This window comes from Flavobacterium sp. KH_001, assembly GCF_057840745.1.
The window spans coordinates 2,454,124-2,475,382 of the sequence record NZ_CM174520.1 but is presented as its reverse complement, the minus strand read 5'-3'; the positions used below and the strand labels follow the sequence as shown (position 1 = coordinate 2,475,382).

The 21,259-nt window shown below is 33.2% G+C and carries 16 protein-coding genes, 1 pseudogene and 1 riboswitch; of the genes and pseudogenes, 1 reads left to right on the top strand and 16 read right to left on the bottom strand.

Annotation, left to right across the window (positions count from 1 at the left end):
- Positions 1-392 precede the first annotated feature (392 nt).
- Together istB and istA are read right to left on the bottom strand one after the other, a co-directional pair.
- Positions 393-1,130 (bottom strand): IS21-like element helper ATPase IstB, encoded by a 738-nt coding sequence (istB, locus tag AC3ITQ_RS10650; protein ID WP_489238643.1) that lies wholly within the window; start codon positions 1,128-1,130, stop codon positions 393-395.
- A gap of 12 nt (positions 1,131-1,142) precedes the next feature.
- A complete protein-coding gene (istA, locus tag AC3ITQ_RS10645) occupies positions 1,143-2,690 on the bottom strand; it encodes an IS21 family transposase (RefSeq protein WP_291286681.1) in 1,548 nt (515 codons plus the stop codon).
- A 154-nt stretch (positions 2,691-2,844) separates the two neighbouring features.
- Between istA and AC3ITQ_RS10640 the strand changes: the two genes are divergently transcribed.
- Positions 2,845-3,486 carry a sensor histidine kinase gene (locus AC3ITQ_RS10640; protein ID WP_291286680.1) on the top strand — a complete coding sequence of 214 codons (642 nt, stop codon included), beginning with the start codon at positions 2,845-2,847 and terminating at the stop codon, positions 3,484-3,486.
- Here the strand turns inward: AC3ITQ_RS10640 and AC3ITQ_RS10635 are convergent.
- The 14 genes and pseudogenes from AC3ITQ_RS10635 to AC3ITQ_RS10570 all read right to left on the bottom strand — a co-directional run bounded on the left by AC3ITQ_RS10635 (position 3,477) and on the right by AC3ITQ_RS10570 (position 20,894).
- A complete protein-coding gene (locus AC3ITQ_RS10635; RefSeq protein WP_291286679.1) occupies positions 3,477-3,818 on the bottom strand; it encodes a hypothetical protein in 342 nt (113 codons plus the stop codon). The two genes, AC3ITQ_RS10640 and AC3ITQ_RS10635, sit on opposite strands and share 10 nt — an antisense overlap.
- Before the next feature lie 40 nt (positions 3,819-3,858).
- A riboswitch (Fluoride riboswitch) is annotated at positions 3,859-3,930 on the bottom strand.
- Between the two features lie 358 nt (positions 3,931-4,288).
- Positions 4,289-6,382, bottom strand: a complete 2,094-nt coding sequence (locus AC3ITQ_RS10630) for a heavy metal translocating P-type ATPase (protein ID WP_291286678.1) — start codon at positions 6,380-6,382, stop codon at positions 4,289-4,291.
- Positions 6,383-6,402: 20 nt separating this feature from the next.
- Positions 6,403-7,080 carry a DUF1345 domain-containing protein gene (locus tag AC3ITQ_RS10625; RefSeq protein WP_291286677.1) on the bottom strand — a complete coding sequence of 226 codons (678 nt, stop codon included), beginning with the start codon at positions 7,078-7,080 and terminating at the stop codon, positions 6,403-6,405.
- A gap of 259 nt (positions 7,081-7,339) precedes the next feature.
- Positions 7,340-8,239, bottom strand: coding sequence for a bestrophin family protein (locus AC3ITQ_RS10620; protein ID WP_291286676.1), 900 nt, complete (start codon positions 8,237-8,239; stop codon positions 7,340-7,342).
- Positions 8,240-8,329: 90 nt separating this feature from the next.
- On the bottom strand, positions 8,330-8,797 hold the full coding sequence (locus AC3ITQ_RS10615) for an MgtC/SapB family protein (protein WP_291286675.1): 468 nt from the start codon (positions 8,795-8,797) through the stop codon (positions 8,330-8,332).
- Positions 8,798-8,995: 198 nt separating this feature from the next.
- Positions 8,996-9,628 carry a phosphatase PAP2 family protein gene (locus AC3ITQ_RS10610; protein WP_291286674.1) on the bottom strand — a complete coding sequence of 211 codons (633 nt, stop codon included), beginning with the start codon at positions 9,626-9,628 and terminating at the stop codon, positions 8,996-8,998.
- A 261-nt stretch (positions 9,629-9,889) separates the two neighbouring features.
- Positions 9,890-10,606, bottom strand: a complete 717-nt coding sequence (locus AC3ITQ_RS10605) for a hypothetical protein (protein WP_291286673.1) — start codon at positions 10,604-10,606, stop codon at positions 9,890-9,892.
- 143 nt (positions 10,607-10,749) lie between these two features.
- A pseudogene (locus AC3ITQ_RS10600) lies at positions 10,750-11,082 on the bottom strand (YnfA family protein).
- Positions 11,079-11,606 (bottom strand): class I SAM-dependent methyltransferase, encoded by a 528-nt coding sequence (locus tag AC3ITQ_RS10595; RefSeq protein WP_366046704.1) that lies wholly within the window; start codon positions 11,604-11,606, stop codon positions 11,079-11,081. Before AC3ITQ_RS10595 ends, AC3ITQ_RS10600 begins: the two are co-directional and overlap by 4 nt.
- A gap of 99 nt (positions 11,607-11,705) precedes the next feature.
- Positions 11,706-12,974: an efflux RND transporter periplasmic adaptor subunit gene (locus tag AC3ITQ_RS10590; RefSeq protein ID WP_291286672.1), complete on the bottom strand. Its 1,269-nt coding sequence runs from the start codon at positions 12,972-12,974 to the stop codon at positions 11,706-11,708.
- An 11-nt stretch (positions 12,975-12,985) separates the two neighbouring features.
- Positions 12,986-17,308 carry a CusA/CzcA family heavy metal efflux RND transporter gene (locus AC3ITQ_RS10585; RefSeq protein ID WP_291286671.1) on the bottom strand — a complete coding sequence of 1,441 codons (4,323 nt, stop codon included), beginning with the start codon at positions 17,306-17,308 and terminating at the stop codon, positions 12,986-12,988.
- Between the two features lie 101 nt (positions 17,309-17,409).
- Positions 17,410-17,736 (bottom strand): DUF6660 family protein, encoded by a 327-nt coding sequence (locus AC3ITQ_RS10580; protein WP_366046701.1) that lies wholly within the window; start codon positions 17,734-17,736, stop codon positions 17,410-17,412.
- A 396-nt stretch (positions 17,737-18,132) separates the two neighbouring features.
- Positions 18,133-19,014 (bottom strand): diacylglycerol/lipid kinase family protein, encoded by an 882-nt coding sequence (locus tag AC3ITQ_RS10575; protein WP_291286670.1) that lies wholly within the window; start codon positions 19,012-19,014, stop codon positions 18,133-18,135.
- On the bottom strand, positions 19,014-20,894 hold the full coding sequence (locus AC3ITQ_RS10570) for an LTA synthase family protein (protein ID WP_291286669.1): 1,881 nt from the start codon (positions 20,892-20,894) through the stop codon (positions 19,014-19,016). Before AC3ITQ_RS10570 ends, AC3ITQ_RS10575 begins: the two co-directional genes overlap by 1 nt.
- Positions 20,895-21,259 lie beyond the last annotated feature (365 nt).

The window sequence follows — 21,259 nt, the reverse complement described above, 5'->3', positions numbered from 1 at the left end:
AGGGCTGGTCTCTTTTTATAACTAAATACATTTTTTAACTGCAAGTATATTGTCATAAAAATATTTTCAAATACAATAGAACGTTACTTCTCTTAGAACTCTTTAAGACCAGATATTGTCCTATAGACAGGCCGACCGAGAGCTGTATACAGAGTTTTGTCCCATGGCTCCAAATGATAGGGCGCATCATGGATCAGTTCCACCAAAAAAGTTCATAATCCTTATTTAGGCTGTAAAAACCAGTGATATTGACCACCTATTTTCAATTTAAAGTGACCACCAAGTTTCAGTTTAAATTGACCACCTAATTTCGGTGCAAAGTGAGCACCTCTATTTATTTCAAAAAACTACTTTTTTCATTTGTTAATTTATATTCAAATATAGATAAATAACTATCCCTTATTTATGCTTTTTTTCTTCCTCATAGATTCTCCGTGCAATTCAACCCTGTACGATTGATGTATTAACCGGTCTAAGATCGCATCTGCTATGGTTTTCTCCCCAATGATATCATACCATCCCTGAACTGGTATTTGTGATGTTACTATGATAGAACCGTTATTATGCCTGTCTTCAATGATCTCTAAGAGTGTAATTCTGTTATGATTGTCGAGCGCTTGCAGTCCAAAATCATCAAGTATTATAACATCCTGTCTTTGTATTTTAGCAAGTTCTCTTAAGTAAGTGCCGTCTGCTTTTGCCATTTTTAACTTTGCAAACAGTTTTGAAGTATTAAAATAACTTACTTTATATCCTTCTATACAGGCCTGATAACCCAGAGCTGTTCCTAAAAAACTTTTGCCTACACCAGTACTTCCGGTTATTAAGACATTTTCGTTCTTTTCAACAAAACTGCACTCTGCAAGACGAAGTATAAGGTTTCTGTCAATATTGCGTGACTCATCAAAATTAATACTCTCAATATTGGATTTGTAGTGGAAACGTGCATTTGCAATACTTCGTTCAATGCGTCTGTTATGTCTTTCATCCCATTCGGCATCTATCATCATTGATATAAACTGATCAAGTGTGTAATGATCAGTTTTACCACTTTCAAGGGCTGTTTTAAATGCATTATGCATTCCATGAAGCTTCATTTGCTTCATTTTTGTTACAGTAGATTCATTCATTGTATATTGATTTTAGTTAAAATAATGTTTTCCTCTAATGTTATTGTGCTCAGGAAGATCCTGCTCTTTTTCCTGTTCAAATGGTATTTTATCCAGACTGTTCTCTAAGATGTTGTTTATAGTTTTAAAATTGTAAATTTTAAAGTCCAGTGCGCGTTTACAGGCATTTATTAATCTTTCTTTGCCTACCTTTTTTTCAAAAGATAATATTCCTAAACAGCTTTTATATGCCTGTTCAGGATGGCTTCTGCTATCGAATATATGCATAATATATTCTCCTACTGCCGGATCAATGCTGTTGGCCCATTCAATAAATCTAAAGGCACTCCATTCTGATACAAATTGATGTGTACTTGCAAGATGTTCAGGATTTGTAGTATAGATATAGGGTTTAGGATTTCTGCTGTGAGTAGCTATACGATTGTATTTGAAGTAAATTTCAACTGTTGATTTTGTGTACAACAGCTTTACTTTTTTCTTTAAATATTGATAAGGTACACTATAGTAGTTTTTGTCCTGGCTTAATTGGACGTGTCCGTTTTGCATAACTGTTGCCATTGAATGATATTTAATTTCAAAGCGTTCCTGAGGGAGTGGCTGTAATTCATGCTTCTCGTCTTCAATAAATAGCTCAAAACGGGAGTATGGACGCCCTGTAAGTTTTCTGTTATTATGATCATCAAGTAAGTACCATATAGTTTGATTTAACTCTTCTATGCTAAAGAATTCTATGTCCTTTAAATTTGCATAAATTCTTCTATAGAGTATTTTAACTGCTCCTTCAACCAGAGACTTATCCCTTGGCCTATAGGCTCTAGCAGGCAGAATAGTGGTTTCATATTGTTCTGCTAAATCTGCAAGAGTTTCGTTAATGGTGGGTTCAAAGCGACTGCTTTTGATTACGGCAGATTTTAAATTGTCTGGCACAATTGCAGCAGGAGTACCTTCAAAAAAGCGTATCGCATTTTCTACTGAAGCAACAAAATCTTCTTTTTGCTGGCTCATAGAAGCTTCAGCATAAGTATATTGACTTGCACCAAGAATAGCTACAAAAAACTGTACTTCCTTGACTTCAGATGTTGATTTGTCAATAATTGAGAGTGTCTTTCCGGCATAATCCACATACATTTTATCTCCAGCTTTGTGAATCATATGCATCACAGGATTGACTTTATTACTCCATTTGAAGTAATGGAATCTAAATTGAGAGATTCTAAATCCATCCGGATTTAAAGAGAGATAACGCTCCCACATGCCATACATGGTTACGCCTGTTTTCTTTAATTCCCGTTCCATTTGTGGAAAGAACTCATAGACCTTTTGCATCCTTGGAGTGGTAATCTCTTCTGTGCTTTGAGAAAAAAGAGTATCTAATTCTGCATCTGTTTTTTGATTAATCGATTCAAGACTTAATCCAAGTACTTCAAATAAAGAGATGTATTTCTTTACGGTATTTCTGGAAAGAGATAAATACTTGCTAATAAACAATTTGCTCTTACCGCCACAATGTAATTTAATTACTTTTCTAATTTTATTCATGTTTATTGTATTATTTGCCATAGTCTGTAGTTTTATTACAGATCCATGGTTAAACAACATGAAAAAGAAGTAGTTTTTTGGTGGTCACTTTGCACCGAAAATAGGTGGTCAGTTTAAATTGAAATTAGGTGATCAGTTTGCTCCGAATCGGGTGATCATTTTAAACTGAAAATCTATGGTCAATTTGACCGTTTTTTCCAAATTTGTTGAGAATGCTGCACATGAGCCCCAGACACCTCTTGCTTTGTTTCAAAACAAAATCGATGTTTTATTTCAGATGGAACTCAATAAGGAACAGACACAGGTCTTGGGATCGTTAAGCAGGGATGTGGCCAAGTTAAACCGATTGAACAAGAACCTGCTGCTGCTTTCCAAAATTGAACACGAAATTTATCTGGAAAAAAATATAATTTCGATTAACGATCATATTGAAAAACACCTTGAATTTTTTACCGAACAGGCAGATCTTAAAAATATAGCAATAAATCTGCAGACTTCCGAAAAACTACAGATCAGCGGAAATCCAATCCTTACTGAAATTTTAATTAACAACCTTGTACATAACGCTATAAGACATAATCGAAGTAACGGCACCATAATCATAAGAATAATAAAAAATGAACTGCTTGTCTTAAATACAGGTGATGATAAGCCGTTTCCTATTGAAAAACTATTTAATCGCTTCTTTAACAGTGGATCCCCTTCCAAGGGCAATGGACTTGGGCTCTCCATCATAAAAAAGATTTCTGAGCTTAGCGGCTGGAAAGTCAATTACTCCTTTTACAATGATTTTCATTCTTTCATCATTCATTTCTGACGATCAGTTTCATATCCCAGACGGCAGAAACATATATCTGGACTGAGATTGTAAAATTCTTCCAGCAGCTGGTTGTTCCCTTTTACTACACTGGTGCCCAAATAATGATAAGTAAATCCGATAATAAGACCTCCTAAAGGAAGCAGCGCCATAATCCAGAGATGATTTTCACGATAATTGGTAACGAAATCTAAACTGACAAGAAAAAAAGCAGAGGCAGATCCTACGCATATACTAATTACAGCAGCAAAGAAAATCCATTTGAAAAGAAAAAAAAGATAAGGAATTTGTTGTATTGAAATAATACGGCGGGAGAAATTTTGTTGGGTCATATTCTCTTGAATAAAATGAATACATATCTAGTGGCATAAGCAATTACTAGACGTCATCAGCTCCAATAATATTGGTGGGCGGTTCAAGGCAGACATCATTGCCGTATTGTGCTGTGAAAATAATCTTTTATTTTGATTTAAGGCAATTATCGATTTTAAATTAATAACTTTTTTTACAGAAAGAAAACAACAACATTAAAATAACTTTACCCGATCATAGGCAGAAAAATCAATAGAAATAAAGGGACTGAAGATTTGCCGAATCATCAATAAAAATCTATACTACCAAACCTACTGAACTTGTCAAACTCCATGAGTACTGTTTTGGCAGGTATCTTCTTTTTCTTTTTTGGACAGCATTTCTGCCTTTCTTGAATGTTTTTCTGATTTATTGCCCAGCGGATAAAATAAAACAATCCGTGCCATAAGTAAATGACACGGATTGTTTTGAAAATAGATTTCCTGATGTTCTAGAATTTCATCCTCTGAATCCTTACTGCGTTAAGTATTGCCAATAGTGCCACACCTACATCTGCAAATACGGCTTCCCACATGGTAGCCAGCCCGCCGGCACCCAGAATTAAAACGACCGCTTTTACGGCAAATGCCAGACCAATATTCTGATAGACAATCTGTTTGGTCTTTTTACCGATGTTTATAGCTGTGTATATTTTAATAGGCTGGTCGTTTTGAATTACAATATCAGCCGTTTCAATAGTAGCATCACTGCCTAAACCGCCCATTGCAATTCCGGCATCTGCTAAAGCCACAACAGGTGCATCATTTACACCATCGCCGACAAAAGCAATTTTTAAATTTTGAGATTTAAGTTCCTCTACTTTTTCGACCTTATTTTCAGGCAGCAAATCGCCATAAGCCTGATCTATATTTAATTCTTTGGCAACAGCTTCTACAACTACTTGTTTATCGCCCGACAGCATTACTGTTTTTACATTTATGCTGTGCAGACTTTGAATTGCTTGTTTTGCATCTTCCTTGATTTCGTCTGCAATTAGAAAATAGCCGGCATATTTTTGATTGATGGCAACAACAATAATTGTAAACGGTGTATTATCAATTTCGGCATCATAGCTGATATTGAATTTTTTCATCAATTTTACATTTCCTGCCAGGATTTCGTTTCCATCCACTTTTCCTTTTAGTCCGTGTCCTGCAATTTCTTCCACATCGGTGACATTCACATTTTTTTCAGCACCTTTAGCATATTCTATAATTGCTGTTCCAACAGGGTGTGTTGATTTGGTTTCGAGTGCTGATGTGTATTTAATTAAATCAGCTTCGGGAACACCAACGGCTATTACTTTTTGAACTTTGAAAACACCTTTGGTCAGCGTTCCTGTTTTATCCATTACTACTGCTTGAATAGCTGCCATTATGTCGAGAAAACTAGATCCTTTAAATAATATTCCGTTTTTACTTGCTGCGCCAATTCCTCCAAAATATCCTAATGGAATTGAAATTACTAACGCACAAGGACAAGAAATAACCAAGAAAACTAATGCTCTGTACAACCAGTCTCTAAATACATAATTATCAATAAAAAGCATTGGAAGCAAACAAATTCCAATTGCTAAAAACACAACAATAGGCGTGTAAATTTTAGCGAATTTTCTAATAAACAATTCTGTTGGTGCTTTTTTAGCTGTTGCGTCCTGCACCATTTCAAGAATTTTGGATAATTTACTATCGTTGTAGGCTGTAGTGACTTCAATTTGAACAACAGTATTTAGATTAATCATTCCTGCAAGAATTGTTTCTCCTTTTTGTTTCGTGTCAGGTTTACTTTCTCCTGTTAAAGCAGCTGTATTCAAAGAAGCCGTGTCTGAAAGTAATTTTCCATCAAGAGCTACTTTTTCTCCCGGGCGCAATTGGATAATTTCTCCAATAGTTATTTCGGACGCTTTTTTAGAAATACTATTTGCCCCTTCAATTACCGTAGCGGTATCTGGTCTTTGATCCAATAATAATTTAATGTTCATTTTTGCTCTTTGTACTGCCAGTGTCTGAAATACTTCGCCAACTGCATAAAATAACATTACTGCCACCCCTTCCGGATATTCTGCAATAATGAATGCGCCAATAGTTGCAATGGACATTAACAAAAACTCTGAAAAAATATCGCCCTTACGAATGCTTTCAAAAGCTTCTTTAATTACAGGGAAACCTACCGGTGCATAGGCAACTAAATACCAAACAACACGCACCCAGCCTGTAAACCAAGTTTGTGGAAAATAGTTATCAAAACCAATAGCAATAAGCAACAATGCAAAACTTATTACAGCTGGTAAAAACATTTGAAACGCCGTTTGGTCACCACTAGAGTGGTCGTGACCGTCATCATCTGAATGTTTGTCATGGTTGTGACCATCGTTATTGCTGTGTGCGGCTTTTACTGGTTTTTCATCAGCACAGCAACTGTCTTTTTTAGTTTTGACTTTGATATTTTTATCTGCCAGATGATTTATTTTTTCTTCTTGCGTACAGCAAATTTGTCTGCCTTTTGCATCATATTTGTGTATATGATTTGAGTCTGTATTTTTCATAATTTTATTTTTTTAATTTGTTATTTTAAATTAGAAATTGCACTTATAGTGAGTGCCACTATAATTGTGTTAAATAGAAATGATATTAGGCTATGCATTAAAGCAAATCTTCTAATAGTTTTTGAAGTTATAATAACGTCAGATACCTGAAAGGTCATACCAATTACAAAAGAAAAGTAAGCAAAATCTAGATAATCAGGTTTTGTCTTACCCGGAAATTTGATTCCTCCAATGCTAGAACCTGTGTTGAGTTCGTTATGATCGTGGTATAAATGGGCATAACGAATTGTGAAAGTGGTATGCAAAAGTAACCAAGAAAATACTACTGGTGATAAGGATATAATAGAATGAAATAGTTTGTTTTCGGTTATATTACTAGTCTGATTAATAAGTGACAAAGTTCCAAAAAGACTTAATACAATAGCAATAATTACAATACTAAAAATAGTTTTGAGGTTTTCGTCTTGTTTAGCAACAATGTGACATAATTCATTTTCATTAGTTGAGAAAAAAAGTATCCAACAAAAAAACAAACTAGTCATACAAAAAGTATCCCAACTCAATATAATTTTACTTTGGTTGTCAATTTTAAAAGTGAATAATATAAAATATACAATTAATGCAAATAGTATAGAAATAATTAATCTAGTAACTCCAGAAATTTTTTCAATCCAGTGATATTTTATTTTATTTTCCATTTTAAATTAAATTATCTTTCCTGTTAAAAGGAATATTTAAAAGTGAACAAAGGCAACTATTGTAAAATACTCTAAAATCTACTAATCAAAATCCTTAAAAAATATTCATTTTTGATTTTTTTGAAAATTATTTTTGAGCTACTTAACTAAATTTGTAATCATAAAAGCGTACTTTAAAAGTTTAAATAGAAATGCTAAATGTTTTAGTTTTTTAACTGTTTTTCAAATCCTATTTTTTGATTATTTGTTTGCTATAAATTTAATTTTTATAATATTTTTCGAATCGCATATTTTCTTTTTGATAATTTACTTCTCCTATAATTTGATTGATATTATTTTCTATGGTATTACAAATTGTTGTCATAGGAATATCAGTAGGTATATTTTCAAATGGATCTTGCATTATTATAGCTGTTTTTTCAAATGCGATAAACATTAAAGGAATTAAAGAGGTTAACAAAATTTCAGTAATAATATCTATTTCACTTAAACCAAAAGGTAATAAGGTCACAAATAAGTAAATTAGACAATGAATTAAATAGCTATAATTTTTTGGGAAAACTGTATTTTTTATTCTTTCGCACTTACCCATAGCATCCGTTAATCTAGCTATCGTTGTATCTATTTGTACTTGTTGATTTGAATTTAGTGTATATTTTTCTGTGATAAAATGCAAGTTTTCAGAATGCTTTTGTATTAAAAGCAGTGGGATATTATCTGCTTGTAAATTATGTGCCGTTAAATATTGCTGCACTTTACTAGAAGTTTTTTGTACTCTCAAAGATTCTGAAAGTGTGTAGCACCATATTATTTGTCTCTCTGCAAATATTTTAATTTCAGATTTTCGTTCTTCACTATTAGGATTAGGTATAAAGAGCATTATTTGCCTAATCAAGGTTCTGGAATCATTAACAATTTCGCCCCATACTTTTCTGGCTTCCCACCATCTATCATACGATTGAGCAATTCTGAATGCCAATAATAATGATATCATTGTGGCTATAACCGTTGAAATAGTAATTGGGATATTTATTAAAACCCCAACAGGGCTGTGATCAAATAAACTTGCAATTATTGCATAGGATATGATCAACACAATTTGCCATTTGAGCCCTTTTAGAAAAAAAAGAATGGCTTTATAGTTGTTTTTTATCAGCATAAGTAGGTTAATTATATGGAAAATAAAATCTTTATAGATTTGTTAAATTCATTCCCAAGTTGATGTTGTGTTTTTTTAAGGCCTCATTTATCAGTTGTTCTCGTGCTCTTCTCCATGTTTTTTAATCATTTTTTCTTTCCATTTAATGTACCATTTCAAATGGTGTAATGAAAGTAAAAAGTACAATGCTACAGAACCAATTATTGCTATAATAAACATATTTAGCCCTATAGCAACTCCAACAGCTGAAGTACACCATACTGTTGCTGCAGTTGTTAAGCCATGCGATGTTCCTGCACTAGAATTACGATAAATAATTCCTGCACCAAGAAAACCAACACCCGTTACAATATTTGCAATTACTCTTGAAGTGTCCACTGGATTATTTACCAAATGTGCAGTTATTGATGTAAATAATGTTGCGCCAATACAAACTGCTGCATAGGTTCTTATTCCTGCATCATGACCGTGCTTTTCTCTGTCTAAACCAATAAAAGCCCCTAACAAAAAAGAAGCAATCAATTTAGATACAATAATTAATTCGGCATTTATGTCCATAAATTTATTTCTATTAATTAGTTTAATTTTTAAATGTGTATTGCTTTATTGTCCGTTGTCATGAATTTTATGATTAATTTTTATTTGAGTTTACAAACAAAGCTATTTGCCGTTTAGATCATATTTGTGTTGATGTTTTATTTCAAATAGATTATAATAAAAAATAAACTTAAAGTCTGCTAATAATCTAAATTATAATTATTCCCAGAGCTGTGGGATTTTTTTACTATGTTTTTTATTAATCCATTTATTCAATTTATAGCAAAGATAAGCTGATCCGCTTCCTATGATTGCGCCAGCTAACACGTCACTTGGATAATGAACACCCAATGCCATACGAGAATAGCTAACTGCACTTGCCCAGGCAAACGAAGGAGCAATAATGTACCATTTTGGATACGCCATACTCAAGGATGTGGCAGTTGCAAAAGCTAAAGAAGCGTGCCCTGAAGGAAAGGAAGAACCAGTTGCTGTGGTTGCTTGCTCAATATCAGAGTAAGTTTCAAAAGGTCTGTCTCTATTTACTGTTTTTTTTAAAGCCAATGTAATAAATCTTGAAACGAGCAAAGTTTCCCCAACAAAGATCGCCTTCTTTTTGACTGTACTGTCTTTCATAATCAATCCAACAGAGTACATAATAACAGGAGTCGCAATGCTTACAGGAGTTAGACTATTTGTGACTACTTTTAATGCTTGATCTTGTGATTTGTTTCGGTTTAGATTGATATTTCTTAAAAAATCAATATCTGAATTCTGTGCATTTGCAAAATTCAGCAACAACAATAATATTATTGAAGTGGTTACTTTAAACAGATATACATTGTTTCTCATTGTCTTATTTTTTTGAACAAAAAATTAAAACGCAAATGAACTAATACTAAACAGTACACATTTACTATGTCCTCTTATTAATGGTTGTTATCATCATGGTCTGAATATTTTCCTTTTTTATTATAAGTTAGAACAACAACCACTTTTATTATTTATCTTTTCTTCCTGTGTGCAACAAAGCTGTTTGCCGTTTGCATCGTATTTGTGTTGATGTGTCATAACAGTTATTTTGTTTTATGTTAAAGTGAATCAGTGAAATATTTAGTGTACATATAGAGTTAACGCATATTTATATCTGCTGTTATCAAAGGGTTTACCGTTGTATTCTCCTTTAATACCATCTTTATAATCTACATCTATAATAAACATACCTTTTGAATTTGGGATAGTAAAAAAACCATTTTTATCTGTTTTTACTTCCTCCGATTTACCTTTGTCATTAGTAATTGATATTGATTTATTTGCAAATTCTTTATTATCGAGAACTAATTGGAATTTTTCTTTTTTAACGATAATATCTATTTTTCTTGTTTCAAAATTTGCGAGTTGTGAATTTTTTATATTTCCAACATTATAATTTGCTTTTAAGTTTTCAAAAGGTCTAATAATTCCCAAGCCGTGTTTTGTCCAATCTTGAACTGCTCTTGAATTTTCTTTCATCATTATAGTGTAAATTCCATCGCTAGTTGGAACAAAACTTGCTTTGTAACAATTGCTGTCTCTTTGCAAAATCAAATCTTGTTTTACTCCTTTTGAGTCCAAATAATAGGCAGTAAACGATTCCATATTTTTAAAGAAATGTTCTTTGCTTTCTCTCAATCCCTTTTCAAATTCCCCAAAATATAAATATACCGTGGCTGTATCATTTACTTTGCCATTGCCTTTTACTTCAAGCCAATACGAATGGGCAAAACAATTTTGAGAGAATAAAAAAAGAGTTAGTGCTAATAAAACAGTTGATTTTAATACGTTTTTCATAATTTTTTTTAATAAGTTGTTATACAATTTCCGTGAAGTTTAATTTCCAAGTCCAATTACTAATCCCTCGAAAGCAAATAAGGGAAAAGTCTTATTTCTTACAATTTATCAGTATTTAACGTTAGTTTTATATTCTTATTTTGTTATTTTCTTGGCATAAATAAAATCACCGCTATACCAATGAGTATTATTGCAGTTCCTATCCAATCGTATTTGTCGGGTTTGAAATTATCAATCTTCCATGCCCACAACAGCGCCATAACAATGAAAACACCTCCATATACAACATAATATTTTCCAAAAGAGGTAGTTTACAAAGTCATTACGTATCCATATAAAGCAAGAATTATTGCTCCTGTAACACCATACCAAACGGATTTTTCTTCTTTCAGCCAAAGCCAAACAAGATAACCTCCGCTAATTTCACATACACCTGCAAGAATAAAATAGGCTGTGATTTTTATAGCAGAAATCATATCGTTTTTTTAAATCCACAAAATTGAAAATTTTGAATGGTATCAAACGGTGTAATATGATTTTCAGTAAAGCATTTTATAACTTCAAAGTTTTCTTTAAAAGTATTTTTCATCGAATTTTCAGAATATTGCTTTATTTCTAATCCGCTACATTTCAAAGGTCCATTTTCAGAAAAAGTGCCTAGTAAGAAATTTCCATTCGGAGCGATTGCATTTTCAACTAAAGCTACATATTTGCTACTACTTATTTCATCGGTCAAGAAATGAAAAACAGCTCTGTCGTGCCAAAAATCAAATTTTATATCGAATTTGAATTCGGTTATGTCTGAAACAATCCAATGCACCAAGTTGGCTTTTTCTCCTAATCTATTTTTAGCTTTTTCTAATGCTACTGCTGAAATATCCAAAACCCAAATGTTTTGATAGCCTTTTTCTAATAATGCATCTACGAAATTACTATCGCCACCGCCAATATCAATGATATTGGCGGTTTTTGATAGGTTTAAACTTTCTAAAAAATCCATTGAGATTTTGGGATACTTTTGTGTCCAACTCACTTCGTTTGTTTTTTTGTTGTGAAAACATTTTCCCAATGTGATTTTTTATTTTCCATAATACAATTACTAATGTTCGTGTTCTCCACCACCTTTCGATGCGGATAGTAAATAGAAAGCACCTTTGGTTACAATTTTTGCATCGGCAGGGATTTCTTCCACAAATTTCACTTCGGTATAACCTAAATCCGTAGTTCCAGGTACAACTTCAATTGCTTTGAAATGAATTTCGTTGTGTCCTTCTTCTTCGCCTGCTGTTTCTTCAGAATGTGCTTCGCCTTCTTTATGCGCATGAGCTTCAGGTTTTTTAGCTGTAGCCTTTTCTTCGTGTTCTTCCTGAATGTAAACAAAATATTTATCGCCATTTTTTACTACAGCATCTTTTGGCAGGGCAGGAACAGTGGCATTTTTAATACTGATATTGGCAGAAACATACATTCCCGAAATTAAATCCTTGGAATCAGCCGGATTAATTTTGGCGTGAACGGCTACGGTTTTACTTTCGTTTGAAAATGATTTATTGATCCCAAATATTTTTCCTTTTATAGATTTATTTCCTTGATTTGTTAAGATGAAGTCTATCGTTTGTCCTACGGCAATAGATCCTAAATCTTTTTCATAGACATTCAAATCCAAGTGCATTTGGCTATTATCAACTACTTCAAAAAGTGTAATTCCTGTTTCGGCAAATGCGCCTTTGGCAATATTAATTTTCCCAATATAACCTGATATCGGCGAAACTATTGGTACCACACTTGATCCTTTAGTACTCATATTCAAAGCCTGTAATTTATCTTTAGATGCTTTAGCTCTTGCTTTTTCAATTGCTAATTTTGCTTTTACTTCCTGTAGCAATTTTCTAGGATTTACATCTTGGTCGCTTAATGTTTTCTGACGATTGTATTCTAATTGCAGGTATTCAATATTGGCAATAGCCGAATTATAATTTTCCTGCATTTCAACTACTTCCAGGTTTTGAATGGTAGCCAATACTTTTCCTTTGTTTACATAAGTACCTTCAAGAACTAAAATATCTTTAACCGTTCCACCAATTAAAGTAGAAACATTTGCCATATTTTGTGGTGGAACTGTAGTGTATCCATTGGCTTTAATCACTAAATTCAAATTTCTATTTTCTACAGAACCTGTTTGAATTCCAACAGTTTTGTATTGTATAGCAGTTAATGCTACTTCATTTTCTGATTTTTCTTCTTCGTGAGCTGCTTCTTCTGTTTTCTTTTCTCCACAAGAAGTAAGAAGTAAGAGGCAAGAAGTAAGTAGTAAGAGTGTGGTTTTAATCTTGATATTTGAAATTGTATTTATCTTTATATTTTTCATTGTAGAAATTATTAATTGTTAGAAATGGATGGGAATTGTAATTGAATGGCACTTTGATTGTAAGCATTGGTAGCTTCGGCATTTTGTTTTTTGATGTCGATAGCCTGATTCAAAAAACTAATGTACATCCAATAACTCATATCGCCATTAGCATAACTTTTTTGCGCTGTTGCAATAATCTGTTCTGCATATTGCAGACCTTCTTTTTGATAGTATTCTAATGCTTTTTGTTGTTTTTCGAAATCATTTTTCAATTCCTGCATTTTTAACTTCAAAGCCAATTTATTTTTATCCAATTCTAATTGGGATTGCGAAATACTAATGGCTGATGCTTTGGCTTTAGCTGAATTTACACCACCAAATAGAGGAATTTGCAAACCTGCGGTAAATCCTTGAAAATAAGATTTGGTATCAATGGTTTGTGCAAAATAACCCAATCCTAATTTTGGAGTTCGCATTGCTTTAAACGTATTGGCTTCTTTTTGATACACCGAAATTTGTTGTGTATAATAATCACTTACTAAAGTTGCTGCTTTAGATTGGTTTTCATCCGACAGCATTGAAAACTTCATTGGTGTTGCACTATCCGGTACAATATTATCTTCGGTTTGAATAAAAAACTGCAATTGCTTTTGATAAATTGCCAAATCAAATTCGAGTTGTGCTTGCTGGGTTTCAATTTCTTTCGATTTTGCTTTGGCACTGATTACTTCAATTTTTCCACTTTCGCCTGTTTCAAAACGAAGTTCTGCATTCTTCAGAAATTTAGAATAAATATCCAATAAATCTGTATTTAGCTTTTGAATAGTAACGCCGTATAAATATTGATAGTAAGCGATTGATACCGCTTTTTCAATTTCAAATTCGGATAATGCTTTTCGCTTTTCTGCTAGCTTTACCAATTCTTCCTGCAATTGTCGGTTGGCTTTTGTAATTCTTCCTATTGGGAAATATTGTTGTATAGAAACATTACTGTCATAATACTTACTATTAAATTGCCCGCCCTGGTACTGTATTTGCAAAGGATCTGCCTGAAAGGCAGTCTTTTTCAGCACCGTTTGTTTTTCAATTTCCTTATCGGCAATTTTTAAATCGATATTGTTTGTTTTTGCCATTTCTATTGCTTTTTGAAGTGAAATAGGCTGACTGTTTTGAGCAAAAGAAAAACTACTTATCAATAAAACAATTGAGGTAACGAATGAAGTTTTTATTTTTTTTCTTCTTCCTTTAATTCCTTTCTCAAAGAGTAAATATAAAATTGGTAAAACAATCAATGTCAATAACGTGGCTGATAATAATCCGCCAATAACTACGGTTGCCAATGGTTTTTGTACTTCGGCACCACCGCTTGTTGATAATGCCATTGGCATAAAACCTAAAGAGGCTACAGCAGCTGTCATTAAAACAGGACGTAATCGTGTTTTTGTACCCATTAAAACTCGTTGCAATGGATCGGTTATTCCTTCGGTTTTTAGCTGGTTGAAATAGGAAATCAATACAATTCCATTTAGCACTGCAATTCCGAAAAGGGCTATAAATCCAATTCCTGCCGAAATACTAAAAGGCATTCCTCGCATCCACAAGGCAAAAACACCACCAATAGCTGATAGTGGAATAGCGGTAAATATTAATCCCGCCTGCTTCATACTATTGAATGTAAAAAATAAAAGAACCATTATTAATCCTAATGCAATTGGCACCGCTACCGAAAGTCTTTTAGTAGCTTCAATTAAATTTTCAAACTGTCCGCCATAGGTTACGTAATAACCTGCTGGAAGTTTAAAATCTTTGTCTAATTTTTGCTGAATCTCTTCGACAACACTTTTAATATCACGACCACGAACGTTTAATCCAACAGTAATTCTACGTCTACCATTTTCACGGGAAACCTGAACAGGACCTTGTTCATACGAAACCGTTGCTACTTGTGAAAGCGGCACTTGTTGACCATTAGGCAGAGGAATAAAAAGGTTACTTACATCAGTAATATCACTTCTATTAGTAGCATTCATTCTTACTACTACATCAAATCGTTTGCTTTCTTCATAGATTTTACCGGCACTTTCTCCTGCAAATGAGGAACGGATAATTTGATTGATATCAGTAATATTCAAACCGTATAATGCTATTTTATTATAGTCGTATTTTACAGTAATTTGCGGCAATCCGGTTACTTTATCGGCTTTTAAATCGCCCACACCTTCAATTTTATTGATTTTGCTTATTAACTCGGTAGCTTTGTTTCCTAAAGTTTCTAAATCATCACCAAATATTTTAATGGCAATATCACTTCGGCTTCCTGTCATTAATTCGTTGAATCGCATTTGGATGGGTTGCGATACTTCTATATTGGCACCTGGAATGGCTTCCATTTCTTCTTTCATTGCATTGGCTAAATCTTCCCAGTTGTCATAATCGCCAGTCCATTCACTTTTGTCTTTCAATACAATAATCATATCTCCACTTTCAATTGGCATTGGATCGGTTGGTATTTCGCCGCTGCCTATTTTAGTCACAATCGTTTTTATTTCGGGGAATTTTGCTTTTAGAATTTTTTCGTATTCTGTAGTCGTTTTTACCATTTGCGAAAGCGAACTTCCTGTCATAATAGTAGCATTAATAGCTAAATCCCCTTCCTCAATTGTTGGAATAAACTCGCCACCCATATTTTGAAAAATTACGATTGCCAGGACAAATAATCCTAATGAGATTGCCAGAACGGTTTTTTTGAAAAGTAATGCTTTTTCAAGAAATGGGGTATATATACCCTCTAACCAAGCCATCATACGGTCACTGAAATTAGATTTGTGTTCTGTATTTTTGGATAAGAACATGGCACTCATCATAGGAACATAAGTCAAAGAAAGAATAAAGGCTCCGATTACAGCAAATCCTACCGTCATTGCCATAGGTTTGAACATTTTACCTTCTGTTCCTACTAATGCCAGAATTGGCAAATAGACAATTAAGATAATGATTTCCCCAAAAGCAGCACTATTTCTAATTTTTGAAGCAGATTGATATACTTCTTCATCCATTTCAGATTGGGTTAAATCTTTTTTTCTTTTGAGTTTCTGCAAATGATGCATAGTGGCTTCGACAATTATGACTGCGCCATCGACAATAATTCCAAAATCGATTGCTCCAAGACTCATCAGGTTTCCGCTGACGCCAAAAGCGTTCATAAGTATAACGGCAACCAGCATCGAAAGCGGAATTACGGAAGCAACGATTAATCCCGCACGAAGATTACCAAGAAATAAAATCAGTACAAAAATTACGATTAATGCTCCTTCAAGTAAATTTTTCGTTACCGTTCCAATGGCATTATCGACTAATTTACTTCTATCAATAAAGGCTTCGGCAACAACTCCCTCGGGCAGGCTTTTGTTAATCTGAACCATTCTTTCTTTTACCCTTTCGGTTACGGCTTTTGAATTTTCACCTTTCAGCATAAGGGCCATACCACAAACAATTTCGCCTTTCCCGTCTTTTGTAGAAGCTCCATAACGCAAGGAAATTCCTTCTCTTACTTCTGCTACATCACGTACTAAAACAGGTGAACCATTTCTATTTTTGACTACTACATTTTCTAAATCTTTGATGCCGGTAGCCATACCAACACCACGAATAAAATAAGAATATTGGTCTTTTTCGATATAAGCACCACCTGTATTTTGGTTGTTTTGTTCTAAAGCATCAAATATTTCTGTGATGGTTACTCCAAGACTATTTAAGGTATTTGGATTTACCGCTACTTCATATTGTTTTAATTTTCCACCCCATGTACTTACTTCAGCTACGCCTTCAACTCCCTGTAATTGAGGAATGATAATCCAATCCTGAATGGTTCGCAATTTTACGGCATCGTATTTGTCTTCATAGCCTTTTTTGGCATAAACATCATATTGGTAGATTTCGCCCAAACCTGTAGAAATAGGGCCTAAATCTGGTTTTCCTGCATATGCCGGTATGTTTTCTTCGGCTACTTTTAGCCGTTGTGAAACTTGTGCTCTGGCCCAATAAATATCTACATCGTCCTTGAAAACTACGGTTACTACCGATAATCCGAAACGAGAAATGCTTCGCAATTCGATTACTTTGGGAATTGTTTTTACAGATTGTTCAAGAGGATAGGTAATTAATTGCTCTATTTCCTGACTTGCCAATGTGGGGGCAGTAGTAATAATTTGTACTTGATTATTGGTTACATCTGGCAGAGCATCCAGAGGTAAGTTTTTAAGAGAATAACTCCCCCAGGCTATAAGCACAAGGGTAAATAAAAGTATAATAAACTTGTTCTTTATACTAAATTGTATGATTTTGTCTAACATTGAAAATATTATAATGAATTAGAAATTAGCAAATAAATTATCTGCTATTATTTGTGAAAAGGTCACAAGATTCTAACCCCGTCCAAAAAGACGGGGCATCATTATGCTATTTGAGGTGGTTGCCAAATACTTCCGAAGAAATTGGAAGTAAAAATTGATTTGTATGTAGGTAATTGTGTTTTAATACCATTAGAAGGTATTGGAAAGTCAATAATTATAGATTGCAAAAAAGTTGTCATTTGTGAACCACAACAACTGCAAACACAAAACGGTGAACATAAATCATTTTCTTTATCGTGAGAATGTTTTTCGTGGTTTGAAGCTACTTCTGTTTTACCATACACTGAACTATCTACTTTTATATCTGCACAAGGCATACACGAAAGTAGAAGTAAAACAATTGATAATATGAAGATTGTAAATTTCAAGCTATAAAAGTAATAATTTTTTATTTATTATAACTAATTATTTCCAGTGAAACTCAAAATAGTGAATAACCTTTGCTACTATTCCTATTAACAATATTAAGCACACTAAAATTATCATTAAAACACGAATCACAGCGTATGCTGTAATTGGCTTTTTAGATTTAGTTTTGGGTTGATATTTTGGTTTGTTCTGTTTTTTTGTTCTTTGTTTTGCCATGTTGAAATGTGTAATTAATTTAAAATCCAAGAAAATACAGGGATTAATTTCAGCAGAATTATTTTCTTTGTCTTTACCATATCAGATGCTGAATTTTACAGGCTTTATCAGCAATCCAGGTTAATCGTGCAAAATACCTAAATATCATTTTACTTGTTATTTCTTATTTCTTTTAAAGCTTAATGCGCCAGAACCTCCAGACCGCTTTTTATTACTGCTATTTCAATTTTATTGGTTTTTAAGTTGTGTGATTCGCCGTCAATTTGTATGTCCAGGAAAATTTTCTCCGGCATCTCTATATGTAATTTCTCGATTAATATGTGTCTTGCTTTTTTGAATTTTTCAATTTTATTGGTTAGCACGCACAGACCAAAAAGTATCTTATCGAGAAAACTTAGTTTTGGGACAACCACTAAATCCAAAAGACCGTCATTTAAATTTGCATCAGGTGTAAGGGTCATTCCATATCCCATTTGATTTGAATTAGAAATAAAAAGCATAAAGGCATTTGTATCGATAATTTTACCGTTAAATGAGAGTGTTGCCTGAATTGGCTTAAACTCAATGCTGGATGCTATTGCAGCCCGGAGATAAGAAATCAAAGTTCTCTTATTGTATCTCTCATATTTCTTTATGATTAATGCATCAATTCCAACACCAGCGTTGCTGAAAAAATAGTGCCCGTTTATTTTTCCAACATCAATAAATCTTGTTCTGCCCCTGCGTATAATTTCGGCTGTTTTTTCCAGTGATCTTGAAATACTTAGATTTGAAGCCAGACCATTTCCAGAACCAACCGGAATAATTCCAAACTTAATTTCAGTATTGATCAGACAAGATGCGACTTCGTTTATAGTGCCGTCCCCGCCGCATGCTACAACATAGTGGGGCTTTTTGACAATTGCATTTTGGGTCAGTACTATGGCGTGTCTTTTATAATTTGAATAATCTACTTCAATCTTATAAATGCTCTTTGGAAAATATTTTTCTAATTCGGTTTTTCCGAAGTTGTGTTTTCCCGTACCTGATATTGGATTGAGAATAAAATGAATGGATATCATTATTTTAGGAGTTTGTTGGTAAATAAATAATCGGCAGTCTGATACCATGAAATTGTTTCATTAAGAAAAGCTTTATCCATTGGTAGTGTTTTTAGACTATTATCGGTTTTGTTCCATTTATAAAAAGTCTGCTTTTTCTGATCGGATAAAATCATTACTTTATCTTTTTTCATTAAGGCTAGTTTTCTATATGTTCCTATCAGGGCCCGTTGTTCAAAATTTGATTTCAATACATTTTTACCAAAGAAGTTGCTTTCATAGCTCCAATTCATCATTGCAAAAAAAGTTGGAAAAAAATCTATTTGAGAACATTGCTTATTCACTTTTTGATTCAGTTCTTTTGGAAAATTTACTATAAAAGCCGGAATATGGTAATTGGCCACATCTATTTCATCTTTTCCGGCACTGCTGGCGCAATGGTCCGCAATGATTATAAAGACAGTATTTTTGAACCAGGGTTTCTTTTTAGCCTCCTCAAACATTTTTTTTATGGAATAATCAGTATATTTCACAGCTCCTTCTCGGCCGGTTCCCGATGGAATATCTATAGTATTGTCCGGATAGGTAAATGGCCTGTGGTTCGAAGTTGTCATTACAAAATTGAAAAATGGTTTATTTCTCCTGTAATGTCCATCAGCTACTCTAATCATTTTAGAATAGATGTCCTGATCACAAATTCCCCAAGCGTTTTCGAATGTTACTTCATCATCGTCAATGTTATTTCGTATTGTCCTGATTTTATCACTCAATACACTGCCGCGGCCACGATCGTAAATTGTAAAGCCATTTCCTCCAAAATAGGAGTTCATATTATCAAAATAACCGTCGCCTCCATAAAAGAAATTAGTGCTATATCCTTTTGTTTTAAAAACATTTGAAATGGTGTATAAGTTTTGATTCTCAGGACGTTTGACAATACTTTGCCCCGGTGTTGGAGGAATACAGAGCGTCACTGCTTCCATACCGCGGACAGTTCTGGTTCCTGTGGCATATAAATTTTCGAAGAAGATGCTTTTTTGTGCTAAACTGTCTAAAAATGGTGTTATATTTTCTGTGTTGCCAAACTCTTTCATAAAACTTCCACTTAAGCTTTCTACCAGAATAAAAACTACATTCTTCTTACTTGGCTCTTTGTTGGTAGTGTCTGTTATTGTTCTATGAATGGATAATCCTTCTATTTCGTATTTACTATACTTATCTTTTAATTTATTTCTGACAACATTAAAAGCCTCTACATTTTTGACTGAAGTATAGAATTCATTATATGCCATTTGATTGTTTCTAAACGCTGCAAAAAAAGAATAAATACCCGATTTTGAAATTTCAGAATTATATCGGTTTTTAGACCATTCTGCCTGCTCATTTGTAATGAAAAATGTAAAAAATAATGCTATAGCAATTCCAGCGGATAAGGTAATAATTCTGTCTTTAATACTTACCCTGGATTGGAATGTGCTTTTAATAATATTTAATTTGTAAAAAACAAAAAGTATGATTGAAGTTATCATTAAAACACCAGAAACAAGCATTGGTAATGGATATGATTCCTGTATATTGGCAACTACTTCATGAGTGTAAATCAAATAATCTACAGCGATAAAGTTAAACCTTGTTTTGAATTCATCCCAAAAGGTAATCTCAGCAAAAAAAGTAAAAACTAATATAAAAATTATTAGAGAAGTGAAAAACCAAACTAAGGTTTTATCAAGCCATGATCCAATCCATTTATTAGGAACAATAAAGTAATAGAGCAGTGAAGGAATTAAAACATAGCTAATAGTGCCTATGTCATAAAACAATCCAGTTAACAATGTTCGAATAATTACAAACAAATTAAGAGAAACCTCGTCGTACTGCCAAATAATGAGTACTATGCGCATAATGAACGAGAATGCAAGGAACCAAAATAAAAATGCAAAAAGTAAATTGTAACGCGGTGATATATTGATTTTATAGAACATAATTTACAGTAGAATTATTTAAATTAAACCTTTCAGAGTTTTTTTTCTTTTCCTATTTTATCTCTTAGTTTAGGGGATTTTTGAAAGGTATATTTTTGATTATTTGAGATGCATTTCCTTTGTAATGACCGGTACAAAGGACAATAGCATTAAAATTTTCAAGATTTGTGATTTTTACTATTATTTAAAAATTAATAATCGTAAAACTGCTGTTCAATAACTTAAAAACAAGTGCTGGTATTCACGCAATAATTTTACCTTCAATTGCAATACTGCATAAGGCA

Bases quoted from the DNA above. Each gene is read 5' to 3' on its own strand.
- AC3ITQ_RS10605 (WP_291286673.1), bottom strand. From the start codon at position 10,606: ATGAAAAACGTATTAAAATCAACTGTTTTATTAGCACTAACTCTTTTT.
- AC3ITQ_RS10620 (WP_291286676.1), bottom strand. From the start codon at position 8,239: ATGCTGATAAAAAACAACTATAAAGCCATTCTTTTTTTTCTAAAAGGG.
- AC3ITQ_RS10595 (WP_366046704.1), bottom strand. From the start codon at position 11,606: ATGGATTTTTTAGAAAGTTTAAACCTATCAAAAACCGCCAATATCATT.
- AC3ITQ_RS10590 (WP_291286672.1), bottom strand. From the start codon at position 12,974: ATGAAAAATATAAAGATAAATACAATTTCAAATATCAAGATTAAAACC.
- istB (WP_489238643.1), bottom strand. From the start codon at position 1,130: ATGAATGAATCTACTGTAACAAAAATGAAGCAAATGAAGCTTCATGGA.
- AC3ITQ_RS10635 (WP_291286679.1), bottom strand. From the start codon at position 3,818: ATGACCCAACAAAATTTCTCCCGCCGTATTATTTCAATACAACAAATT.
- AC3ITQ_RS10625 (WP_291286677.1), bottom strand. From the start codon at position 7,080: ATGGAAAATAAAATAAAATATCACTGGATTGAAAAAATTTCTGGAGTT.
- AC3ITQ_RS10570 (WP_291286669.1), bottom strand. From the start codon at position 20,894: ATGCGCATAGTACTCATTATTTGGCAGTACGACGAGGTTTCTCTTAAT.
- AC3ITQ_RS10610 (WP_291286674.1), bottom strand. From the start codon at position 9,628: ATGAGAAACAATGTATATCTGTTTAAAGTAACCACTTCAATAATATTA.
- AC3ITQ_RS10640 (WP_291286680.1), top strand. From the start codon at position 2,845: ATGGTCAATTTGACCGTTTTTTCCAAATTTGTTGAGAATGCTGCACAT.
- AC3ITQ_RS10615 (WP_291286675.1), bottom strand. From the start codon at position 8,797: ATGGACATAAATGCCGAATTAATTATTGTATCTAAATTGATTGCTTCT.
- AC3ITQ_RS10630 (WP_291286678.1), bottom strand. From the start codon at position 6,382: ATGAAAAATACAGACTCAAATCATATACACAAATATGATGCAAAAGGC.
- istA (WP_291286681.1), bottom strand. From the start codon at position 2,690: ATGGCAAATAATACAATAAACATGAATAAAATTAGAAAAGTAATTAAA.
- AC3ITQ_RS10585 (WP_291286671.1), bottom strand. From the start codon at position 17,308: ATGTTAGACAAAATCATACAATTTAGTATAAAGAACAAGTTTATTATA.
- AC3ITQ_RS10575 (WP_291286670.1), bottom strand. From the start codon at position 19,014: ATGATATCCATTCATTTTATTCTCAATCCAATATCAGGTACGGGAAAA.